The following is an 18,690-nucleotide window of genomic DNA, read 5'->3' as shown; positions in this document are numbered from 1 at the left end:
AGGACCGAGGCGACGACACCATGGCCACGAACGCGATCGACCAGACCCGGCGGATGCTCTCCCTGGTGACCTATCTGCGCGAGCGCCCCGGCGCGCATGTGCAGGACGTCGCCCGGGCCTTCGGCATCACCGAGGACGAGCTCATCTCCGACCTGGACGTCCTGCCCATGTGCGGGACCAGCTTCCGCGGCGGCGATCTGCTCGACATCGACACCGACGGCGACCGGATCTGGTGGCACAACCCGGACGACGTCGCCGAACCGCTGCGGCTCGCCGCCGACGAGGCCACCGCGCTGCTCGTCGCCGCCCGCGCCGTCGCCACCCTGCCCGGACTCCGCGAGAGCGACCGCCTCGCCCTCGTACGCGCCACCGCCAAGCTGGAGACCGCCGCCGGGGAGACCGGCGCGGCCAGCTCCCGGCTCTCGGTGACCTTCGAGTCCGAGGGCGGCGTTTTCGCCGAGGTCGACCGGGCCATCTCCGAGCGCAGAAGGCTCTGGCTCCGCTACTACTCGCCCGCCCGGGACGAACTCACCGAGCGCGAGGTGGACCCGATCCGGCTCTTCGCGGTGGGCCACACCTACCTGGAGGCCTGGTGCCGGCTCTCCGAGGCCCGGCGCACCTTCCGCCTGGACCGGGTCGCGGAGATCCGGCTGCTCGACGACCCGGCGGCGCCCCCGGAGCTGGTGCTCCGCGACCTCTCGGAGGGGCTCGTGCAGCCGGCCGCCGAGGACCCGGAAGTGGTCATCGAGGTCGGCGCCGGCGGCCGCTGGGTCGCCGAGTACTACCCGCACGACCGTGCCGAGGAGCGCCCCGACGGCGGGCTGGTGATCACCTTGCGCACCCCGGACCCGGCCTCGCTGCGGAGGCTGGCCCTCCGCCTCGGCGGCGAGGGCCGCATCGTGTCGCCTCCGGAGCTGGCCGAGAGCGCCCGCCGGGCCGCCGCCGAAGCGCTCGCCGCCTACGACGGCGTGGCCTGACGATGACGGGCGTATCGATGAACGGCGTGGCCCGACGATGAACGGCGTGGCGATGAACGGTGTGGTCCGACGATGAACGGTGTGGTCCGACGATGACCGGAACGCAGGACGGCACGACGGGCACGATCTCCCGGAGGGCCCGTGCCACCGGGTCCCGGGAAGCGCCCCGGCGCGCGGCGGCGGCCCACGTCGTGCGCTTCCGGGCCGGCTGCCCCGACTGCCGTACGCGCTTCGAGCTCGGCGCCGAGGCGCTGCGGCTCGCGATCGGTGCGGGGCCCCGTACCACCTTCTACTCCTTCACCTGTCCCGAGTGCGGTTCGGCCGTGCGCAAGCCCGCCGGGGAGCGCATCGTCGAGCTCCTCACCTGCGGCGGCGTACGTACTCTGCGGCTGCACACCGCTCCTTAGCCGAGCCCGAAGCCCGAGCCCGAGGGCCGAGTCCGAGGGCCGAGTCCGAGGGCCGAGTCCGAGTCCGAAAGAGGTTCCGCCCGCATGTTCTGGCCGATGATCGCCATCGCTCTCGGGTTCCTGGGCATCGCCGTGCTCGGTGTTCTCGCCGTCCGGGTCTTCCTCGAAGTCCGGCGGCTCGGCCGCCAGGTGGCGACCACCTCGGAGCGGATCAACCGGGCCGCCCAGGACCTGGAACGGGCCGCGACGCGCCTCGCCTCCACGGCGGACGTCCTGCGGTAGCGGGGGCCGCGGCCTCTGGAATCCGTGGACCGCGCGGTACGCTGCTGAGGTCGGCCCAGGCAGGAGGCGTGGTCCGGAACCGCGTGTATGCGCAGGCATTGCCTCGCGTTTACCACTGCGGGTTACGATCGCTGCCAGCTGACGGTTCGGACGCGTGTCCGACTGATCGGGTAGTGAGCCCGTTCCTCCAGTCACCCCAGTGAGAAGGAAGTCGCACACATGATCGGCAATCTGAAGCCCCTAGAGATCGTTCTGATCATCGCTGTCATCCTGCTGCTCTTCGGTGCCAAGAAGCTTCCGGACATGGCGCGTTCGCTCGGGAAGTCCGCCCGCATCCTCAAGAGCGAGGCGAAGGCGATGAAGCGCGACGACGCGGAACCCGCCACCCCGGCCGCCGAGACGGCCGCCCAGCCCGCCCCGCAGCCTGCCGCGGCCCGTACCATCCAGGCCGCTCCGGGCGACGTGACCAGCGCGCGCCCCGTCAACGAGACCAACCCCACCACCCAGAGCTGACAGCTGATCCGCTCAACCGACAGCTGCCGCACGAGACGAGGGAAGTGGGTTGCTCAAGTCTGCCCGCAAGCAGGAGAAGAACGACGAGGGGCGGATGCCCCTCCTCGATCACCTGCGTGAGTTGCGTAACCGGCTGCTGAAGGCCGTTCTGGCCATTGTCGTGGTGACCATCGTCGCCGCCTTCTTCCAGAAGGACATCTACGACTTCCTTCTGCGGCCGATTCTCTCGTCGGTCGGCTGCAAGGACGGCGTGGTCACCGCGGTCAACGGCAAACCCTGCGCGCTGCTGAAGACCGACACCCTGATGGCGCCGTTCACCAACGCCCTCAAGGTCGCTCTCATGTCCGGCGTGCTTCTGGCCACGCCGGTCTGGCTCTACCAGCTCTGGGCCTTCGTGGCGCCGGGCCTGCACAAGGGCGAGAAGCGGTACGCCTACGGCTTCGCCGTCATCGGCGCACCGCTCTTCCTGGCCGGCGGTTACCTCGCCTACCTGATCCTGCCGCAGACCGCGCAGATCATGCTCGGGTTCAGTCCGGACAGCGTGCAGAACCAGATCGGGCTCGACAGCTACCTCGACCTGCTCACCCGCATGATCGTGGTCTTCGGCCTGGCCTTCGAGCTTCCTCTGCTGCTCGTCGCGCTGAACCTGACCGGGATGGTCACCGGAAAGCGGATGCTCGGCTGGTGGCGCGGGATGATCGTCGGTCTCACCGCCTTCGCCGCCATCGCCACCCCCGGCGGCGAACCGCTCTCGATGCTGCTGCTGGCCGGCCCCCTGGCCGTCCTGTACTTCATCGCGACGGGCTTCTCGCTCCTGAACGACAAGCGTCGCAACCGCGGCAACCCGGACGCCGACCTCGACGACGACGAGGCCTCGGATCTCGACCTCACCCCCGAACGCATCGACGAGGTGGAGAGCGTGTCCGCGCGGCGGGCCACCCTTCCCGGTCAGGCCTCGGGCGAGCAGGACGGTGCCGGATCGCAACCTCTCAACGGTTACGACGACATCACCTGACCTTGTAGGGTCCGGCGGGTGACCAGCGAGATCACCCTCTTCGTCAATCCCACCGCGGGCAGCGGCCGGGGCGCGCACGCCGCGCAGCCGGCCGCTTCCGCGTTGCGGGAGGCCGGATTCTCCGTACGCACCGTGCTCGGCGAGAACGCGGACGACGCGCTGCGCCGGGCGCGGGACGCCGTGGGCGGCGGTACGGGGGCGCTGATCGCGGTGGGCGGGGACGGCATGGTCTCCCTGGCGCTCCAGGCGGTGGCCGGTACCCGGACCCCGCTCGGGGTGGTGGCCGTGGGCACCGGCAACGACTACGCCCGCACCCTCGGGCTGCCGGTGCGCGACCCGGCGGCGGCCGGCCGGCTGGCCGCCGACGCCCTGAAGCGGGACGGCATACGCACCCTCGACCTCGGGCGGGCCGGAGACCGGTGGTTCGGCACGGTGCTGGCTTCCGGCTTCGACTCCCGGGTCAACGACCGGGGCAACCGGATGCGCCTGTTCCCCGGCCGCATCAAGTACGACCTGGCGATCCTCGCCGAGCTGGCCTCCTTCCGGCCGGTGCCCTACCGGATACGGCTGGACGGCGGGGCCGCCTTGGAGATCGAGGCGACGCTGGTCGCGGTCGGCAACGGGACCTCCTACGGCGGCGGCATGCGGATCTGCGCGGACGCCGTCATGGACGACGGCCTCTTCGACGTGACCGTCGTCGGCGACTGCAGCCGGACCACCCTGCTGAAGGTCTTCCCGAAGGTTTACCGGGGCACCCATCTCGGCCACCCCGTGGTCACCGTCCACCGCGCGGCTTCCGTCGAACTGGCCGCGCCGGCCACCACCGCCTACGCCGACGGCGAACCCCTGGGAGCGCTCCCGGTGACCGCGGTGTGCGTACCGGGTGCCGTACGCGTCCTCACCGGCTGACAGGTTCACCGGCCGGCGGACTCACGGGTCGCAGGGTTCAGGGCCGACAGGCTCGGCGGCCGGGGGTGCGGGCGAGAAAAAGGGCGCATGGACTGTCGGAGGTGGCGGGTAGGCTCGACAGCAAGATGACAGAGGACCTCTCACCAGCCGAGCGCTACCACGCCTCCCGCCTCCGCCAGGCCGAGATGGCCACGGCGCTGTGGCCCTTCCGCGAGATGTACGAGTTCGAACTCGACCCCTTCCAGATAGAGGCCTGCAAGGCGCTGGAAGCGGGCAAGGGCGTGCTGGTCGCCGCCCCGACCGGTTCGGGCAAGACGATCGTCGGCGAATTCGCGGTGCACCTCGCCCTGGAGCAGGGGCGCAAGTGCTTCTACACCACGCCGATCAAGGCGCTCTCCAACCAGAAGTTCGCCGACCTGGTCAAGCGCTACGGCGCCGACAAGGTCGGCCTGCTGACCGGTGACAACAGTGTCAACTCCGAGGCGCCGGTGGTCGTGATGACCACCGAGGTCCTGCGGAACATGCTCTACGCGGGCTCCCAGTCCCTCAACGGACTCGGATACGTCGTGATGGACGAGGTGCACTACCTCTCCGACCGCTTCCGGGGCGCGGTCTGGGAGGAAGTGATCATCCACCTGCCCGAATCCGTGACCCTGGTCTCGCTCTCCGCGACCGTCTCCAACGCCGAGGAGTTCGGAGACTGGCTGGACACCGTGCGCGGCGACACCGAGGTCATCGTCTCCGAGGAGCGGCCGGTCCCGCTCTGGCAGCACGTGCTGGCCGGACGCCGGATGTACGACCTCTTCGAGGAGGAGACCGACCACGGCGGCCGCGGTTCGGCCCGCCGCGAGACCAATCCCGACTTGATCCGGCTCGCCCGCATGGAGAGCCAGGCCGGTTACAACCCGCGCGACCGCCGGCGCGGCAAGATGGTGCGCGAGGCCGACCGCGAGCGCGAGCGCCGCCAGCGCAGCCGGATCTGGACGCCCTCCCGCGCCGAGGTGATCGACCGGCTGGACACCGAGGGTCTGCTGCCCGCCATCACCTTCATCTTCAGCCGGGCCGGCTGCGAGGCGGCCGTCCAGCAGTGCCTCGCCGCCGGGCTGCGGCTCAACGACGACGACAAGCGCCGCCTCGTGCGGGAGATCGTCGAGGAGCGGACCGCCTCCATCCCCACCGAGGACCTGCACGTCCTCGGGTACTACGAGTGGCTCGAAGGGCTGGAGCGGGGCATCGCCGCGCACCACGCGGGCATGCTGCCGACCTTCAAGGAGGTCGTGGAGGAGCTCTTCGTCCGCGGTCTCGTCAAGGCCGTCTTCGCCACCGAGACCCTCGCGCTCGGCATCAACATGCCGGCGCGCTCGGTGGTGCTGGAGAAGCTCGTCAAGTGGAACGGCGAGCAGCACGCGGACATCACGCCGGGCGAGTACACCCAGCTCACCGGCCGCGCAGGACGTCGTGGCATCGATGTCGAGGGCCACGCCGTGGTGCTGTGGCAGCGCGGCCTCGACCCGGGCGCGCTGGCCGGGCTCGCGGGGACGCGTACGTACCCGCTCCGCTCCAGCTTCCGTCCCTCGTACAACATGGCGGTCAACCTCGTTCAGCAGTTCGGGCGGCACCGTTCGCGCGAGCTGCTGGAGACCTCCTTCGCGCAGTTCCAGGCGGACCGCTCGGTCGTCGGGATCTCCCGCCAGGTCCAGCGGAACGAAGAGGGCCTGGAGGGGTACCGCGAGGGCATGACCTGCCATCTCGGGGACTTCGAGGAGTACGCCCGGCTGCGCCGGGACCTCAAGGACCGTGAGACCGACCTGGCCAAGCAGGGGGCGTCGCAGCGCCGTGCCGCGGCCGCCTCCTCCCTGGAGAAGCTCAAGCCGGGCGACATCATCCACGTGCCGACCGGCAAGTTCGCCGGCCTCGCGCTGGTGCTCGACCCCGGAATCCCCGCCGGGCGGGCCAACGGCCACCGCGGCTTCGACCAGCACGACGGTCCCCGCCCCCTGGTGCTCACCGCGGAGCGCCAGGTGAAGCGGCTGGCGTCGATGGACTTTCCGGTCCCGGTGGAGGCCATCGAGCGGATGCGGGTGCCCAAGACGTTCAACCCGCGCTCGCCGCAGTCCCGCCGCGACCTCGCCTCCGCCCTGCGGACCAAGGCCGGGCACATCGTGCCGGACCGCCACCGCAAGGGGCGCGCGGCGGCGGCCGACGACCGGGAGATCGCGCGCCTGCGCACCGAGCTGCGGGCCCACCCGTGCCACGGCTGCGACGAGCGCGAGGACCACGCCCGCTGGGCGGAGCGGTACCACCGCCTCAAGCGCGACACCCGGCAGCTGGAGAACCGCATCGAGGGGCGTACGAACACCATCGCCCGCACCTTCGACCGGATCGTCGCCCTGCTGACCGAGCTGGACTACCTCCGCTCCAACGAGGTCACCGAGCACGGCCGCCGACTGGCACGCCTCTACGGCGAGTTGGACCTGCTGGCGAGCGAATGTCTGCGGGACGGCGTCTGGGAGGGCCTCAACCCGGCCGAACTCGCGGCCTGCGTATCGGCGTTGGTGTACGAGGCGCGGCAGGCGGACGACGCGGTGGCACCCAAGCTGCCGTCCGGCCCGGCGAAGACCGCCATGGCCGAGATGGTCCGCATCTGGGGACGGCTCGATGCCCTGGAAGAGGACTTCAAGATCAACCAGACCGAGGGGGTCGGTCAGCGCGAGCCCGACCTCGGCTTCGCCTGGGCGGTCTACATGTGGGCCTCGGGCCGCACTCTGGACGAGGTGCTGCGCGAGGCGGAGATGCCCGCCGGTGACTTCGTCCGCTGGTGCAAGCAGGTCATCGACGTCCTCGGTCAGGTGGCCGCCGCCGCCCCGCGCGAGGGCAGCACGGTGGCGAAGAACGCCCGCAAGGCCGTCGACGAGGTGCTGCGCGGAGTGGTGGCGTACAGCTCGGTGGGCTGAGGGCGCACGGACGACGGAGCGGGCCCGGGAGCGTGATGCTCCCGGGCCCGCCGTGTCGCGCGCAGGGGGGTGCCGGCCGGCCCGCCTCCGGTACCGCCCTTCCGCTCACTGCCTGCCGGTCAGCCGATGGTGGTGACCCGCTGCTCCCTCAGGGTCGCGCAGTTGGAGTTCTCCACCGACACGTGGATGTTGTCGATGTTGCCGCCCCAGCTCACGCAGTGGCCCTTGCCGTAGACACGGCCCGGGCCCGCGTACGAGGTGTAGTTGCCGTAGTCCTCGGCCCAGGCGTCGGTGTCCGGCACGTAGATGTACGCGGACATGTACTTCACGGTGCCCGGGTTGGAACGGATGGTCGCGACGCAGTTGTTGCCGTTCGCGGAGTTGTAGGTGAGGTAGACGGTGCCCAGCGACCCGACGGGCGCCGAGTTCACGGTCTTGTAGGCACTGCCGCAGACCCCCTGCGGCGTGACGTTCGGCGCGGCCTGGGCGGTGGCGGCGAACGCCGCCGTGGTCCCCGCCACCAGAGCGGTCAACGCCCCGACAGCCGCGACATTACGCGCGAATCCCATAATTTCCCCCTTGTTACTCCAAGAGCGTTTGCTCCCACTTGATGTGACCGCCGAAGGGTGAGGAAGGTTGCACTCGCTTCTCGAAGAGATGCCGGGGAATCGGGTGGCCGTCGCCGGGGACGCGCGGGAGGGAGAGCGGTGGCCGGTGTGGTCGCGCGGGACGGAGGACGGCCGCGCCGCGCGGCCGTCCCGCTCAGCCGCGCCGCTCGTCCCGCTTCACCGGATTCCGCCGCTTCTCCCGCAGGGAACGACGGGCGGCCCGGGTGCGCAGCGCCCGGTAGCGGAGAGCGTCGAAGGGCTTGGGGCAGTAGCGCCAGGGCAGGCCGTTCAGATGGCCGTCGACGTGGCGGAGCATTGCCACCGCCTCGCGGTTCCGCTCCTGCCGCAGCAGGAAGTGGCCCACGAACAGGCAGACGACCGCCACGGAAATGAGGAACGACACCGGGATGACTCCAGGGCTCTGCGCGCAGGGAGGCTGGAAGACCCCGCCCCCGGTGGTGTGGAGCGGGGAACCGTGAGCCCGGATGCCCCGGCTGCCACGCCGAACGATCATCGTGTGCGTGTTCGTTCGACCTGGCGGGGGCAGTGCGGCGGCCTGGTGGTGCAGCGGCCTCGGAAAGTGCTGGGTTTCTGCGGATTCAGCGGTCTTCCGGGACCATGTCCGGCCGCTTCGCGGGGAACGCGTGCTTGCGGGCCAGGACCACGACGATCAGCACGGGCGCCATGAGCGCGAGGACGCTCCAGGCGAAGGAGCCGGGGCCGATACCGCCCAGGAGGAGGCCGCCCACGGCTCCGCCGCCGGCCATGAAGGAGTTCCACGTGGTGACCAGCAGGGCCTGCCCCCGTTCGCCGCCCGCGTCGGTGACGGCGGTCTGGAGGAGGGTGGTGACACCGCCCCAGCCCAGGCCCCAGAGCACCATCGCGCCGTAGACCACGACGATGTTGCCGGCCAGCAGGGCCAGGAGGACCGCGGAGGCCAGGAACAGGGCGCTGCTGATGATCGTCAGCCGGCGCAGTCTGCGGTCGACCAGGGCGCCGGTGATCAGGATGCTCACCACGGAGGCGATGCCGAAGACGAGCAGCACCACGTCACGGGAGTCGCCCATGCCGTTCTCGTCGAGGAAGGTGGCGATGTACGTGTACAGGATGTTGTGGGCGAGCACGTAGGCCGCGACCACGAACAGCACCGCCGGGACGCCGGGGAGCGCCAGCGCCTTCAGGATCGGCTCACGGGCTTCCGGCCGTTTGCCGGGGGCGTCGGGGACCGAGGCGAGGATCCAGCCCAGCAGGGCCACGGAGATCAGGGTCACCAGGCCGAAGGTCATCCGCCAGCCGAACAGGCCGCCGAGGAAGGTGCCCAGCGGGATGCCGAGCGACAGGGCGAGCGGGACGCCGGCCATGGTGATGGCGATGGCGCGGCCCTGCAGATGGGGCGGAGCCAGCCGCCGCGCGTAGCCGACGAGTTCGGCCCAGACGGCCGCCGCGGCGACGCCCGCGATCAGGCGGAACACCATCGTCAGGGAGTAGCTGGACGAGAGTGCGGTGACCGTGTTGGCGACGGCGAAGGCCGTGACCGCCAAAAGCAGCAGTTTCCTGCGGGCCCAGGCTGCCGTGGTGACGGACAGCGGGATGGCCGAGAGGCCGGTGGCGATCGCGTAGATCGTGAGGGACTGGCCCATCGCGGACTCGCTGACCGAGAGGTCCCGGGCCATCTCGGGGAGCACCCCGGCGGGAAGGGCCTCCGTCAGAATCCCCATGAAGGCCGCCGTCGACAGGGCCAGGAGCGGGGACATGGGGAGCTTGTGGCTCTCTGCGGACAAGGGTGTGCCGAGGAGCTCTGTTTGAGAAGCTGACATGCCCGGTATCGTCAAACCTTGCCATTGATGTGAATGTCAAGTGGACGGGGAACGGGGTGGAATTGGATGCGGATCGGTGAGCTCTCGGAGCGCACGGGAACGCCGCGCCGAATGCTGCGGTACTACGAGGAACAGGAACTGCTGGTGCCCGGGCGGGCGTCGAACGGGTACCGGGACTACGCCGAGGGATGCGTGGACCGGGTCCTCCAGATCAAGGGCCTGCTCGAGTCCGGCCTGCCCACGCGGGTCATCAAGCAGGTCCTCCCCTGCATCGACGACCCCACGGCCATCCACATCTCCGGCGCCACGACCGAGACGATCGCCATCCTGGAGCGCGAACGCGACAGCATGGCGCACCGCATCCAGTGCCTGCTCCGCAGTCACGAGGCCATCGTCGGCTACCTGGAGGCGGTGCGCCGGGACCGGCAGCCCTCCGCCGGGGTGCCGGCGATCGGCTACGGGCGGGAGGATTCGGTGACCGAGGCGGCCTGAGGGCCGAGGCGGACGGCCGCCCTTCGCGCGCGTCGCGCATTACGTGCCCGGCTCCGCGAACCGGTGCTCACTGGGACTTCCCGTACCGCGAGCGGCGGTTCGCCGTCGGCTGCGACGGCGAACCGCCGGCCCAGGTCTCCCGGCGCCGGCTCAGCACCCGCGACACCTACGGCACCGACATCGTCCGCGAGGACGCCGACGCCTCACCGCTGATCGCGGTCGCGACGTGCGTGAGCGTCCTCGCGGAGAAGGGACACGACAGGCTCAGGCGTGGCCCTCGCGGATTCAAGCCACCGAGGTCCGCGCGGCGTCGCGCTTGGCGACTTCCTCCCGCACGATCGGGATGACGTGGCGGCCGAAGTCGATCGCGTCGTCCAGCAGGTCGTAGCCCCGGGCGGACAGGATCTCGACCCCGAGGTCGTAGTAGTCCAGCAGGGCCTGGGCGACCGTCTCCGGAGTACCCACCAGAGCTGTGGAGTTGCCCGCACCGCCGGTCTCCGCCGAGGTCGGCGTCCACAGCGCGCGGTCGTGGCGCTCACCCCGTTCCGCGACGGCGAGCAGCCGCTGCGAACCCGCGTTCTGCGGATGGGTCGGAGGGTGGCGGCGGCTCAGGGGCGCACCCGCCTTACGGGCCTTGATGCGGTCGAGCGTCCGGTGCGCCTTCTCCCAGGCGAGCTCCTCGGTCGGAGCGATGATCGGGCGGAACGCCACCTGGATCCGGGGTACGTCGGTGCGCCCCGCCGCCTTCGCCGCCGCCTTCACCGAAGCGATCTGCTCGGCGGTCTCGGCCAGGGGCTCGCCCCAGAGGCAGAAGATGTCGGCCTCGGCGCCCCCTGCCGCGTACGCCGCCGGGGAGGAACCGCCGAACGAGACCTGCGGGTGCGGCTGCTGGACCGGGAAGGTGTCGCTCACGAAGTCGTTGAAGCGGTAATGGGCGCCCTCGTGGTCGAAGGGCTCGTGCGAGGTCCACGCCCTCTTGATGATCTGGATCGCCTCACGGGTGCGTGCGTACCGCTCGTCCTTGGTGAGGAAGTCGCCCTCGCGCTGCTGCTCGTGGTCGTTCCCGCCGGTGATGAAGTGGACGGCGAGCCTGCCGTCGCTGATCCGGTCGAGGGTGGCGAAGGTCTTCGCGGCGAACGTCGGGTACGAGACGTTGGGCCGGTGCGCCACGAGGATCTGGAGCCGGTCCGTACGGGCGGCGATGAACGCGGCTGCCGGGGACGGATCGGGGGAGCCGGAGCCGTAGGCGAAGAGCACCCGGTCCCAGCCGTGGTCCTCGTGGGCGCGGGCCAGCTTGAGCGTGTACTCCTTGTCGAAGGACGCTCCCGAGCGGGGCGTCACCTCGGAACCCTCGTTGGTCGCGGCGATGCCGAGGAACTCTACGGGCATGGCGAAGCCTCATCTTCTGCTGCGGTGGCGGTGGCAGGGGAACCGGCCGGGCGGCGCGGTACCCGCGTACTGGCGCGTAGGGCGCGCTGACGTCGTACTGACGGAGAAGAGGTCAGGGACGACAGGACGCCGACCACACCCGACCGAAGTCGATGTGGTCGCGGGTGACCAACCGCAGCTGAGGGCGCATCCGTTCAGTGCATCAGCCGGATCGGCACGGCGTCAACTGGGTGTCCGAGAGGTGGGCGGGTAGGGGCAGCTGGGCTCAGCGGGCACGGGGCGGGTCTCCGCGCCCGTCCACGAGGCGCCGGGCTCGTCCAGGCGCAGGGCGAGGGCCGTCAACTCGGCGGTGCGCAGCACGCGGTCCCCGTAACCGGGCAGCGGTACGTGGAGCGGCTCCGTCCAGCGGGCGGGGATCGCGCTCATGCCGTGCACGGCACCCGCGAGCGCGCCGGTCACCGCGGCCACCGTGTCGGTGTCGCCGCCGACGTCGATCGCCGCCGCGAGCGCGGCCTCGAAGGAGGACGTCGTCCGCAGCGCCCAGACGGCGGTGCCCAGACACGGCCAGACCGCGCCGTTGAACTCGGTCGCCAGATCCGGGTGCCAGTCCGCGGCGAGCACGGTCGCCCAGCGGGCGCGCTGGTCCTCGCGCACCCCGGCGAGGGCGGCGGGCAGCCCGGCCGCCGGGTCGCCGCCGTCCAGGGCCACCCGGATCAGCTCGTGGAGGACGGCCGTGCCCTCCCAGGCGGCCGGATCGCCGTGCGTCAGGGCCGCGATCCGGCGTGCGGCGTCCATGGTGGCGGCGCGGGCCCCGGCCTCGTCGCCGGGGCGGAGTCCTGCCGTACGGGCGAAGCGGACGGCCGATCCGGCCGCCCGCATCAGTGAGCCGTTGCCCGCCGCTCGGCCCTCCACCTGGAAGTGGAGGGCGGCCGCCAGGTCCCAGGGGTCGCCGCCCAGCAGGACGATCTCCGTCTGGATACCGATGTCCTTGGGGTCTCCCGCGGCCCACCGGCGAAACCGGTCGAACATGTCGGGGAGGTCGAGCGTCTCCCGCTCCAGCAGGGACTCGGCGACGAGTACGGCCATCTGCGTGTCGTCGGTCGCCTCGCCCGGGTCCCAGCCACCGCCCCCGCACATCGTGCCGGTGCCCTCCGGGAAGCGGGCCGACCAGACTCCGGCCGACCCGAACTCGAAGGGTGCCCCCAGCGCGTCCCCGACCGCCGAGCCGACGACGGTGCCCACCACCCGGTCCTGCCTGTCTCCCCGCCCCATGGGGGCACCCTACGGCGTCGGGACGTCGAGGCCGGGGGTGTCAGCCCCGGGAACCCGGAGCTCCGGCGCCCTTCATCGAGGCTCTGCCTCCCCTGGATCCGCCGCTCTTGGATCCGCCGCTCTTCATCGAGGCGGCCGCGCAGATCAGTCCGAGGACCACGGCGAGTCCGCCGATGATGACGTTGTTCAGGATGACCCCGAGGTCGGGGCCGCTGCCCACGACCCATGGTGCGACGATCATCCAGGCGCCCATCGCGCAGATCGCCCAGCTCAGGCCGTACATCCGGGACGGGGAAGCGGTGATCCCGAGGCCCAGGACGGCCAGGGCGATACCGATGATCAGGTTGTGCTGCACCAGCGCGGGCTGGCTCGACGTGAAGTGGAGCACCCAGGGCGACACCGCGCAGTACAGGCCGAGAAGGAACACCAGCGCGTCCACGAGGGCCACGTCGCGGCCCCCGAGCGTGCGGTTGTAGCGCTCGCGCATCTCCGGGAGGTCGGGGTGGTCCGCCATGTCGTCACGCGTGTCCGCACGGGTGCCGGCACGGGTGTGTGAGAGGTCGGACATGATGTCGTCTCCTTTGCGGTCCCGTGGGCCCGCCCGCCGCCGACCTGATCCGGACGGTGCGTCCGAGGGGCGAGCGGTACCTCTTCCCCATGGTGCTCTTATCTCCCATTTACGCGCCGGGACCGGGGGCCCACGACTGCGCAAATCGCGGTGCGGGCCCGGTGATGCCCAACCGGGCCCGCACGGAGGGGGTTTGCCGAGTTCCGTACGATCACGGACAGGGCGGCGAACCCCTCCCGGCGCTTCGGCTACTGGGGCGGCATCAGGACCGAGTCGACGATGTAGACCGTGGCGTTGGCCGTCCGGACGTTGCCGCAGACGATCTTCGCGCTGTCGTTGACGGTGTACGTCATGTCCGAGCCGGACGTCGTCAGCTTGCTCTTCTCCAGGGTGGTGAAGGAGCCGTTCGACAGCTGCTTCGGGGCGATCTTCTGGCCGACCACGTGGTAGGTGAGGACCTTGGTCAGCTCCTCCTTGTTCGCGAGCAGCTTCTCCAGGTCGGCCTTCGGGACCTTGGCGAACGCCTCGTTGGTCGGCGCGAACACCGTGATGTTCTCGGCGCTGTTCAGCGTGTCGACGAGCCCCGCGGCCTTGACCGCGGTGACCAGGGTGGCGAGGTCCGGGTTGTTCGAGGCGGCGGTGGCGACAGGGTCCTGCGCCATGCCGTCGAAGGAACCCGCGCCGTTCTTCGGTACGGACGAACAGGCCGGGCCGAAGGGCTCGTCCGCGGGCATCGCCTCACTCGCCGGCGCGCTGGCCGAGGACGCCTTGTCGGCATCCGAGCCCGCGGCGGAGTCCTTGGTGTCCGAGGAAGAGCACGCTGTCAGGGCGAGAGGCAGCATGGCGGCGGCCGAGACGGCGACGGCGATACGGCGGAAGTGCAGGGCGTTCATGGTGTTCTCCTGGTTCGGTCGGTGGTGCCTGTCCGGGCGGTCGAACGGCCCGGACGGTTCGGTCGTGGAAAGGAAAGAGAGGGAAGCGCTGCGGTGGTGACGGGGGATCAGGACACGTCGACCACCACCGAATGCCAGCCGGTCGCGCCGTCGGGGACGGTCCCGACGCGGTGGGAGGTCTGGGTGGCGCCGGTGCCGTCCGTCGCACGGACTTCGAGGGTGTGGTGGCCGGAGGTGGCCGGCCACTCCCACACCCACTGGCGCCAGGTGTCCCGTCCGTCCGCCGCGCCCAGCCGCGCGGTGTGCCAGTCACCGCCGTCCACCCGGACCTCGACCCGGGAGATGCCCCGGTGCTGGGCCCAGGCGACCCCGCCGACCGGCACAGTGCCGGGCCTCGGGGAGGCGAAGGGGCGCGGGGTGTCGATCCGCGACTCCGTCTTGATCGGCGCCTGCTGGGCCCAGGAGCGCTTGACCCAGTAGGCGTCGTACGCATCGAAGGTGGTGAGCTCGATGTCCTCGATCCACTTGCAGGCCGAGACGTAGCCGTACAGACCGGGGACGAGCATCCGCACCGGGAAGCCGTGCTCGAACGGCAGCGGTTCGCCGTTCATGCCGAGGGCGAGCATCGCGTCGCGGCCGTCCAGGACGGTCTCGACGGGCGTGCCGATGGTCATGCCGTCCACCGAGCGCGAGACGAGCTGGTCGGCCGGGCCGCCTTTCGACGGGGACTCCACCCCGGCCTCCCGCAGCACGTCCGCAAGCCGCACCCCGATCCACCGGGCGTTGCCGATGTACGGGCCGCCGACCTCGTTGGACACGCAGGCCAGGGTGATGTCGCGCTCGACGGCCGGGCGCCGCAGCAGGTCCTGGTAGGTGAGGGTCAGCGGGCGGGTGACGCCCTTGCCGTGGACGCGCAGCCGCCAGCGGCCGGCGTCCACGCGGGGCACCACCAGCGCGGTGTCGACGCGGTAGAAGCTCTTGTTCGGGGTGACGAACGAGCTGATGCCGCGGACCCCGAGGTCCGCGCCCGGGGGCACGGCGGGCGCGGCCGAGTCGGGCACCGGCAGCCTGATGTCCGCCCGCGAGGCGGACGCCCCGGCCTGGACGGAGGCGGTGAGGCGGCGCCCCACGTACCCCGCCCCGGCCGAGGCCGCCGCCGCGGCGGTGGCGGCGATCACGAAGCCCCGGCGGTCGAAGGAAGGCGCCGGACCCGCCTCCGCCTCCGGGGCGTGTACCGGCCCCGGCCCCGTCTCCCCAGCCGCGGGAGACGGGGCCGGGACCGGAGCCGGGGTCGGAGCCAGTCGCCCGATCAGGAAATACAGCACACCGGCCGCGATCACGGCACCCACGACCGACGGCAGGGCGTCCGAGGGAACACCCTCGGGCCGCCCCACCGCCGCCACCGCGCCGAACAGGCCGAAGACCAGAACGGCCGACGCGCCGATTCGCCGGTACCGCAGTGCCAGGACCCCCACCGCCATGGCGAAGAGCGCCAGCAGGGCGAGAATGCCGAGTTGCAGCACCAGCTTGTCGTCCGTGCCGAAGTTCCGTACGGCGAAGTCCTTGACCGCCGGGGGAGTTCGGTCGACGACCGCACCGCCCACCGCCGTGACCGGGCCCGCCTCGGGACGTACGAGGGCGGCGACCAACTCCGCGACGCACAGGGCGCAGAAAGCGGCCACCAGTCCGCCGAGGGCGGCCAGTGCGGCGCGCACCCAGCGGGACCGCCGGGTGGCCTTGGCACCCCGCTGTCGCCTGTCGTTCCGGTCTGCTGTCACACCAGGGATTCGGCGCGGAACGGCCGGGGGATTGGTCCATCACCCGAACGTGCTGTTTGCGGTGCGTTGTTGACGCCTGTCGGCCCGCGGTGACGACACGCCCCAGGCCCGCTCCGTCCCTGGTCAGGCCGCCGGGAACGCCATCAGCGCCAGCGGTTCGGACGTGGGTCGGGCCGATCCGCCCGCCGGCTCGACCGTGATGCCCACGCCCGTCGCGCGGTCCACCGGCCCGTCCATGAGCACCGACCCGTCCGCCGCATCCGGGTCCATCAGCCCGGCCGGACGCATCGTCCCGCCGTCGGCGAACCAGAGTTGGTAGACCTTGCCGCGGGGCGGTGGCGCCATGCCGGACGCGAGGAACACCGCCCGGTTCACGCTCGCCGAGACCACGACGGTGCCCCGTCCCCCGGCCGCCGGCCGGCCCGGGGCGGTCCTGGCGTCCGGGGCGGAGAGCACCCGCGCCACCGACTCGTTCTGCCGGTGGGCGCGGTCGGCCTCCTGCTGGGCGCCCCGCGCGACCTGGCTCTGCCACAGGGCGACCCCGCCCAGTGCCGCCGCGGCGGCGATGCAGGCGGCCAGCGCCCAGCGGGACCAGCGGCCGGTGCGCCCGGGAGCCGAACCGGTGACGCGGCCGGGAACGCCGTGGCCCGGGGCCTCCTGACGTACCGTCGCGATCCGGCGCAGCACCTCGTCGCGCATGCCGCGCGGGGGAGCGGCGGCGACCGCGAGAGCGAGCCGGGACGCGGTGGCGGAGAGCTCGGCCACCTCCTGCCCGCACGCCTCGCACTCGGCCAGGTGCCGTTCGAAGGCGCGGCGCTCGTCCTCGGGGAGGGCGTGCAGGGCGTACGCCCCGGTCAGTGTGTGCAGTTCCGCCGTACTCACGCGCTCACCCCCAGGCAGTCGCGCATCCGGATCAGCCCGTCGCGCAGCCGGGTCTTCACCGTTCCGAGCGGTACGGCGAGGAGTTCGGCGACCTCACGGTAGGTCAGTCCCCGGTAGTAGGCCAGGGTCACCGACTCGCGCTGGATCTCGGACAGCGTCCGCAGGCAGCGGCGCACCTGTTCCCGCTCCAGCCGGATCTCGACCTGCTCGGTCACCTCGTCGTAGGCCGGGGTGCGCTCCAGTAGGGCGGCCCTGTGCTCCCGGGCGGCCGAAGCCTCCGCCGAGCGGACCCGGTCGACCGCCCGGCGGTGGGCGAGTGTCAGCACCCAGTTCATGGCGCTGCCCCGGGACGGCTGGTAGCGCGGCGCGGTCCGCCACACCTCGACCAGCACCTCCTGCGTGACCTCTTCGGACTGGGCGGGGTCCCGCAGCACGGTGCGGACCAGGCCGAGCACGGGCCCGCAGATCGCGTCGTGGACCTGGGCGAAGGCGCCCTGATCACCCCGGGCGACCCGGACCAGCAGGTCCTGGAGATCGGGGCCGGTCGAGGGCACGGGGCCGATGTACACGGCTTCTTTCAAGGCGGCTTCCTCCCGGGAGGCTCATGGAGTACCACCTGATTCGGAGCCGACGGCGTTACGGATGGGTGCGGACGGCGACGAATCGTCCGCCACGGCGAGGATGGGTACGGCGGATTCGCGCTCGGGCCGGTGAAGGGGTGAAGGCGGTGCGGGAAATCCTTCCACGGCCGGTCCGGCCCGGCGGGGACGCGACACGGCCGGGCCGGGACACGTTGCGGTCCGGCCGGGGCACGACGCGTCGAGGCAGGCGCACGCGAAAGCCCCGGCCGGCCGTCCGGGGACGGGGACGGCGACCGGGGCTCGGGTTCGGTCCAGCGTTCGGTGAACTCGGGTTCCGCGAACGGGGGTCCGGTGAACGGGGGTCCGGTGGGGCGGCCGGCCTCAGGCGGAGGCGGCGCCGCTCTCCTGCTCGCGCTCGACCTGCTCATTCCACTCGCGCTTGACGGCGCGCCAGGCGTCGTCGTTCTGGCCGAGGCGCCAGTAGCCGGAGATCGACAGCTGCTCCAGCGGGATCTGGCGCTCCACCCGCAGGTACCGGCGGATCTCCTTGACGAAGCCCGCCTCGCCGTGGACGAACGCCTGCACCTCGCCCTCCGGGAAGTCCAGCCCGAGCACGGCTGCGGTGGCGAGTTCGCCGACCGGGCGCTCCCCCCGGTGCAGCCAGTTCACCGACACCCCGGCGGGGAGGGCGACCTTCTGCTCCTCGGAGGCGTCGGACACCTCGATGAACACGTGGCCCCGGGCGTTCGCGGGCATCTGCTCCAGCGCCACGGCGATGGCCGGGATCGCGCTCTCGTCGCCCACCAGCAGGTGCCAGCCGGCCGTCTCCAGCGGGGCGTAGCCGCCGCCCGGGCCGAGGAGCGTCATCCAGTCGCCGGCGGAGGCCTTCGCCGCCCACGGGCCGGCCAGACCCTCGTCGCCGTGCACGACGAAGTCGATCGCGAGCTCACGGGTGGCCGGGTCCCAGGAGCGCACGGTGTACGTACGCGTGGTCGGCCACAGCTCGCGCGGGTACGACTCGCGGATGGCCGCCATGTCGAAGGGGTGCGCGTAGTCGGCGCCCTCGGGCGCGAAGCAGAGCTTCACGTAGTGGTCGGCGAAGCCCTCGGTCTCGAACGAGGCGAGGCCCTCGCCGCCCAGGACCACCCGCACCATGTGAGGGGTGATCTGTTCGGTGCGCACGACCTGCGCACCCTTGCCCTTGGGCGGTTGCCGCGTCGGACGTGCCACGTGGATCTCCCTGTGCTGGAACGTTCTGGAACGTGCTGGACCCGGGAAACGGGGATTCGGCACCCGGGGACCTCTGAACTTAGGTCTACCTAAGCTAGCACCGGCCGGGCGGTGGGGGCACGG

The 18,690-nt window shown here is 71.7% G+C and carries 19 protein-coding genes; 8 read left to right on the top strand and 11 right to left on the bottom strand.

Features of this window, described 5'->3' with window-relative positions; translation table 11 throughout:
* Positions 1–20 precede the first annotated feature (20 nt).
* From OHA55_RS03320 to OHA55_RS03290, 7 genes are all read left to right on the top strand, one after another.
* Entirely contained in the window at positions 21–977 is a 957-nt protein-coding gene (locus tag OHA55_RS03320) for a YafY family protein (protein WP_266702599.1), read from the top strand.
* Positions 978–1,069: 92 nt separating this feature from the next.
* The gene (locus OHA55_RS03315) at positions 1,070–1,384 is read left to right on the top strand and encodes a hypothetical protein (protein WP_266702597.1); all 315 of its coding nucleotides are present in this window, start codon (positions 1,070–1,072) and stop codon (positions 1,382–1,384) included.
* An 84-nt stretch (positions 1,385–1,468) separates the two neighbouring features.
* Positions 1,469–1,666 carry a hypothetical protein gene (locus OHA55_RS03310; RefSeq protein WP_266702595.1) on the top strand — a complete coding sequence of 66 codons (198 nt, stop codon included), beginning with the start codon at positions 1,469–1,471 and terminating at the stop codon, positions 1,664–1,666.
* Between the two features lie 219 nt (positions 1,667–1,885).
* A complete protein-coding gene (tatA, locus tag OHA55_RS03305) occupies positions 1,886–2,179 on the top strand; it encodes a Sec-independent protein translocase subunit TatA (RefSeq protein WP_266702593.1) in 294 nt (97 codons plus the stop codon).
* 49 nt (positions 2,180–2,228) lie between these two features.
* Positions 2,229–3,194, top strand: a complete 966-nt coding sequence (gene tatC, locus OHA55_RS03300; RefSeq protein ID WP_266702591.1) for a twin-arginine translocase subunit TatC — start codon at positions 2,229–2,231, stop codon at positions 3,192–3,194.
* 18 nt (positions 3,195–3,212) lie between these two features.
* A complete protein-coding gene (locus tag OHA55_RS03295; protein WP_266702589.1) occupies positions 3,213–4,103 on the top strand; it encodes a diacylglycerol kinase in 891 nt (296 codons plus the stop codon).
* 125 nt (positions 4,104–4,228) lie between these two features.
* Complete coding sequence (locus tag OHA55_RS03290) at positions 4,229–7,057, top strand: RNA helicase (protein ID WP_266702587.1); 2,829 nt, start codon at positions 4,229–4,231, stop codon at positions 7,055–7,057.
* 119 nt (positions 7,058–7,176) lie between these two features.
* Here OHA55_RS03290 and OHA55_RS03285 read toward each other — a convergent pair whose 3' ends face one another.
* From OHA55_RS03285 to OHA55_RS03275, 3 genes are all read right to left on the bottom strand, one after another.
* Entirely contained in the window at positions 7,177–7,626 is a 450-nt protein-coding gene (locus tag OHA55_RS03285; RefSeq protein ID WP_266702585.1) for a spore-associated protein, read from the bottom strand.
* 193 nt (positions 7,627–7,819) lie between these two features.
* Complete coding sequence (locus OHA55_RS03280) at positions 7,820–8,068, bottom strand: hypothetical protein (RefSeq protein ID WP_266702583.1); 249 nt, start codon at positions 8,066–8,068, stop codon at positions 7,820–7,822.
* A 196-nt stretch (positions 8,069–8,264) separates the two neighbouring features.
* Positions 8,265–9,419, bottom strand: coding sequence for an MFS transporter (locus OHA55_RS03275; protein WP_323180360.1), 1,155 nt, complete (start codon positions 9,417–9,419; stop codon positions 8,265–8,267).
* Positions 9,420–9,548: 129 nt separating this feature from the next.
* Between OHA55_RS03275 and OHA55_RS03270 the strand changes: the two genes are divergently transcribed.
* Entirely contained in the window at positions 9,549–9,974 is a 426-nt protein-coding gene (locus tag OHA55_RS03270; protein WP_266702579.1) for a MerR family transcriptional regulator, read from the top strand.
* A gap of 285 nt (positions 9,975–10,259) precedes the next feature.
* Here OHA55_RS03270 and OHA55_RS03265 read toward each other — a convergent pair whose 3' ends face one another.
* From OHA55_RS03265 to OHA55_RS03230, 8 genes are all read right to left on the bottom strand, one after another.
* Positions 10,260–11,363 carry an LLM class flavin-dependent oxidoreductase gene (locus OHA55_RS03265; RefSeq protein ID WP_266702577.1) on the bottom strand — a complete coding sequence of 368 codons (1,104 nt, stop codon included), beginning with the start codon at positions 11,361–11,363 and terminating at the stop codon, positions 10,260–10,262.
* Between the two features lie 222 nt (positions 11,364–11,585).
* Positions 11,586–12,635, bottom strand: coding sequence for an ADP-ribosylglycohydrolase family protein (locus OHA55_RS03260; RefSeq protein ID WP_266702575.1), 1,050 nt, complete (start codon positions 12,633–12,635; stop codon positions 11,586–11,588).
* A 40-nt stretch (positions 12,636–12,675) separates the two neighbouring features.
* On the bottom strand, positions 12,676–13,203 hold the full coding sequence (locus OHA55_RS03255; protein ID WP_266702573.1) for an SPW repeat protein: 528 nt from the start codon (positions 13,201–13,203) through the stop codon (positions 12,676–12,678).
* 248 nt (positions 13,204–13,451) lie between these two features.
* On the bottom strand, positions 13,452–14,096 hold the full coding sequence (locus tag OHA55_RS03250; protein WP_266702571.1) for a fasciclin domain-containing protein: 645 nt from the start codon (positions 14,094–14,096) through the stop codon (positions 13,452–13,454).
* Between the two features lie 107 nt (positions 14,097–14,203).
* On the bottom strand, positions 14,204–15,811 hold the full coding sequence (locus tag OHA55_RS03245) for a molybdopterin-dependent oxidoreductase (RefSeq protein WP_266710398.1): 1,608 nt from the start codon (positions 15,809–15,811) through the stop codon (positions 14,204–14,206).
* Between the two features lie 186 nt (positions 15,812–15,997).
* Positions 15,998–16,756 carry an anti-sigma factor gene (locus tag OHA55_RS03240; protein WP_266702569.1) on the bottom strand — a complete coding sequence of 253 codons (759 nt, stop codon included), beginning with the start codon at positions 16,754–16,756 and terminating at the stop codon, positions 15,998–16,000.
* Complete coding sequence (locus OHA55_RS03235; protein ID WP_266702567.1) at positions 16,753–17,337, bottom strand: sigma-70 family RNA polymerase sigma factor; 585 nt, start codon at positions 17,335–17,337, stop codon at positions 16,753–16,755. Before OHA55_RS03235 ends, OHA55_RS03240 begins: the two co-directional genes overlap by 4 nt.
* Before the next feature lie 381 nt (positions 17,338–17,718).
* Positions 17,719–18,567 (bottom strand): siderophore-interacting protein, encoded by an 849-nt coding sequence (locus tag OHA55_RS03230; RefSeq protein ID WP_266702565.1) that lies wholly within the window; start codon positions 18,565–18,567, stop codon positions 17,719–17,721.
* Between the last annotated feature and the right edge of the window lie 123 nt (positions 18,568–18,690).

Origin of the sequence: Streptomyces sp. NBC_00102 (genome assembly GCF_026343115.1) — a bacterium.
Lineage (GTDB): Bacteria > Actinomycetota > Actinomycetes > Streptomycetales > Streptomycetaceae > Streptomyces.
This window is presented reverse-complemented; position numbering and strand designations above follow the sequence as displayed.

Coding starts and splice junctions, on each gene's coding strand:
- OHA55_RS03320 (WP_266702599.1), top strand. CDS start 21: ATGGCCACGAACGCGATCGACCAGACCCGGCGGATGCTCTCCCTGGTG.
- OHA55_RS03315 (WP_266702597.1), top strand. CDS start 1,070: ATGACCGGAACGCAGGACGGCACGACGGGCACGATCTCCCGGAGGGCC.
- OHA55_RS03310 (WP_266702595.1), top strand. CDS start 1,469: ATGTTCTGGCCGATGATCGCCATCGCTCTCGGGTTCCTGGGCATCGCC.
- tatA (WP_266702593.1), top strand. CDS start 1,886: ATGATCGGCAATCTGAAGCCCCTAGAGATCGTTCTGATCATCGCTGTC.
- OHA55_RS03290 (WP_266702587.1), top strand. CDS start 4,229: ATGACAGAGGACCTCTCACCAGCCGAGCGCTACCACGCCTCCCGCCTC.
- OHA55_RS03285 (WP_266702585.1), bottom strand. CDS start 7,626: ATGGGATTCGCGCGTAATGTCGCGGCTGTCGGGGCGTTGACCGCTCTG.
- OHA55_RS03275 (WP_323180360.1), bottom strand. CDS start 9,419: ATGTCCCCGCTCCTGGCCCTGTCGACGGCGGCCTTCATGGGGATTCTG.
- OHA55_RS03270 (WP_266702579.1), top strand. CDS start 9,549: ATGCGGATCGGTGAGCTCTCGGAGCGCACGGGAACGCCGCGCCGAATG.
- OHA55_RS03265 (WP_266702577.1), bottom strand. CDS start 11,363: ATGCCCGTAGAGTTCCTCGGCATCGCCGCGACCAACGAGGGTTCCGAG.
- OHA55_RS03260 (WP_266702575.1), bottom strand. CDS start 12,635: ATGGGGCGGGGAGACAGGCAGGACCGGGTGGTGGGCACCGTCGTCGGC.
- OHA55_RS03255 (WP_266702573.1), bottom strand. CDS start 13,203: ATGTCCGACCTCTCACACACCCGTGCCGGCACCCGTGCGGACACGCGT.
- OHA55_RS03250 (WP_266702571.1), bottom strand. CDS start 14,096: ATGAACGCCCTGCACTTCCGCCGTATCGCCGTCGCCGTCTCGGCCGCC.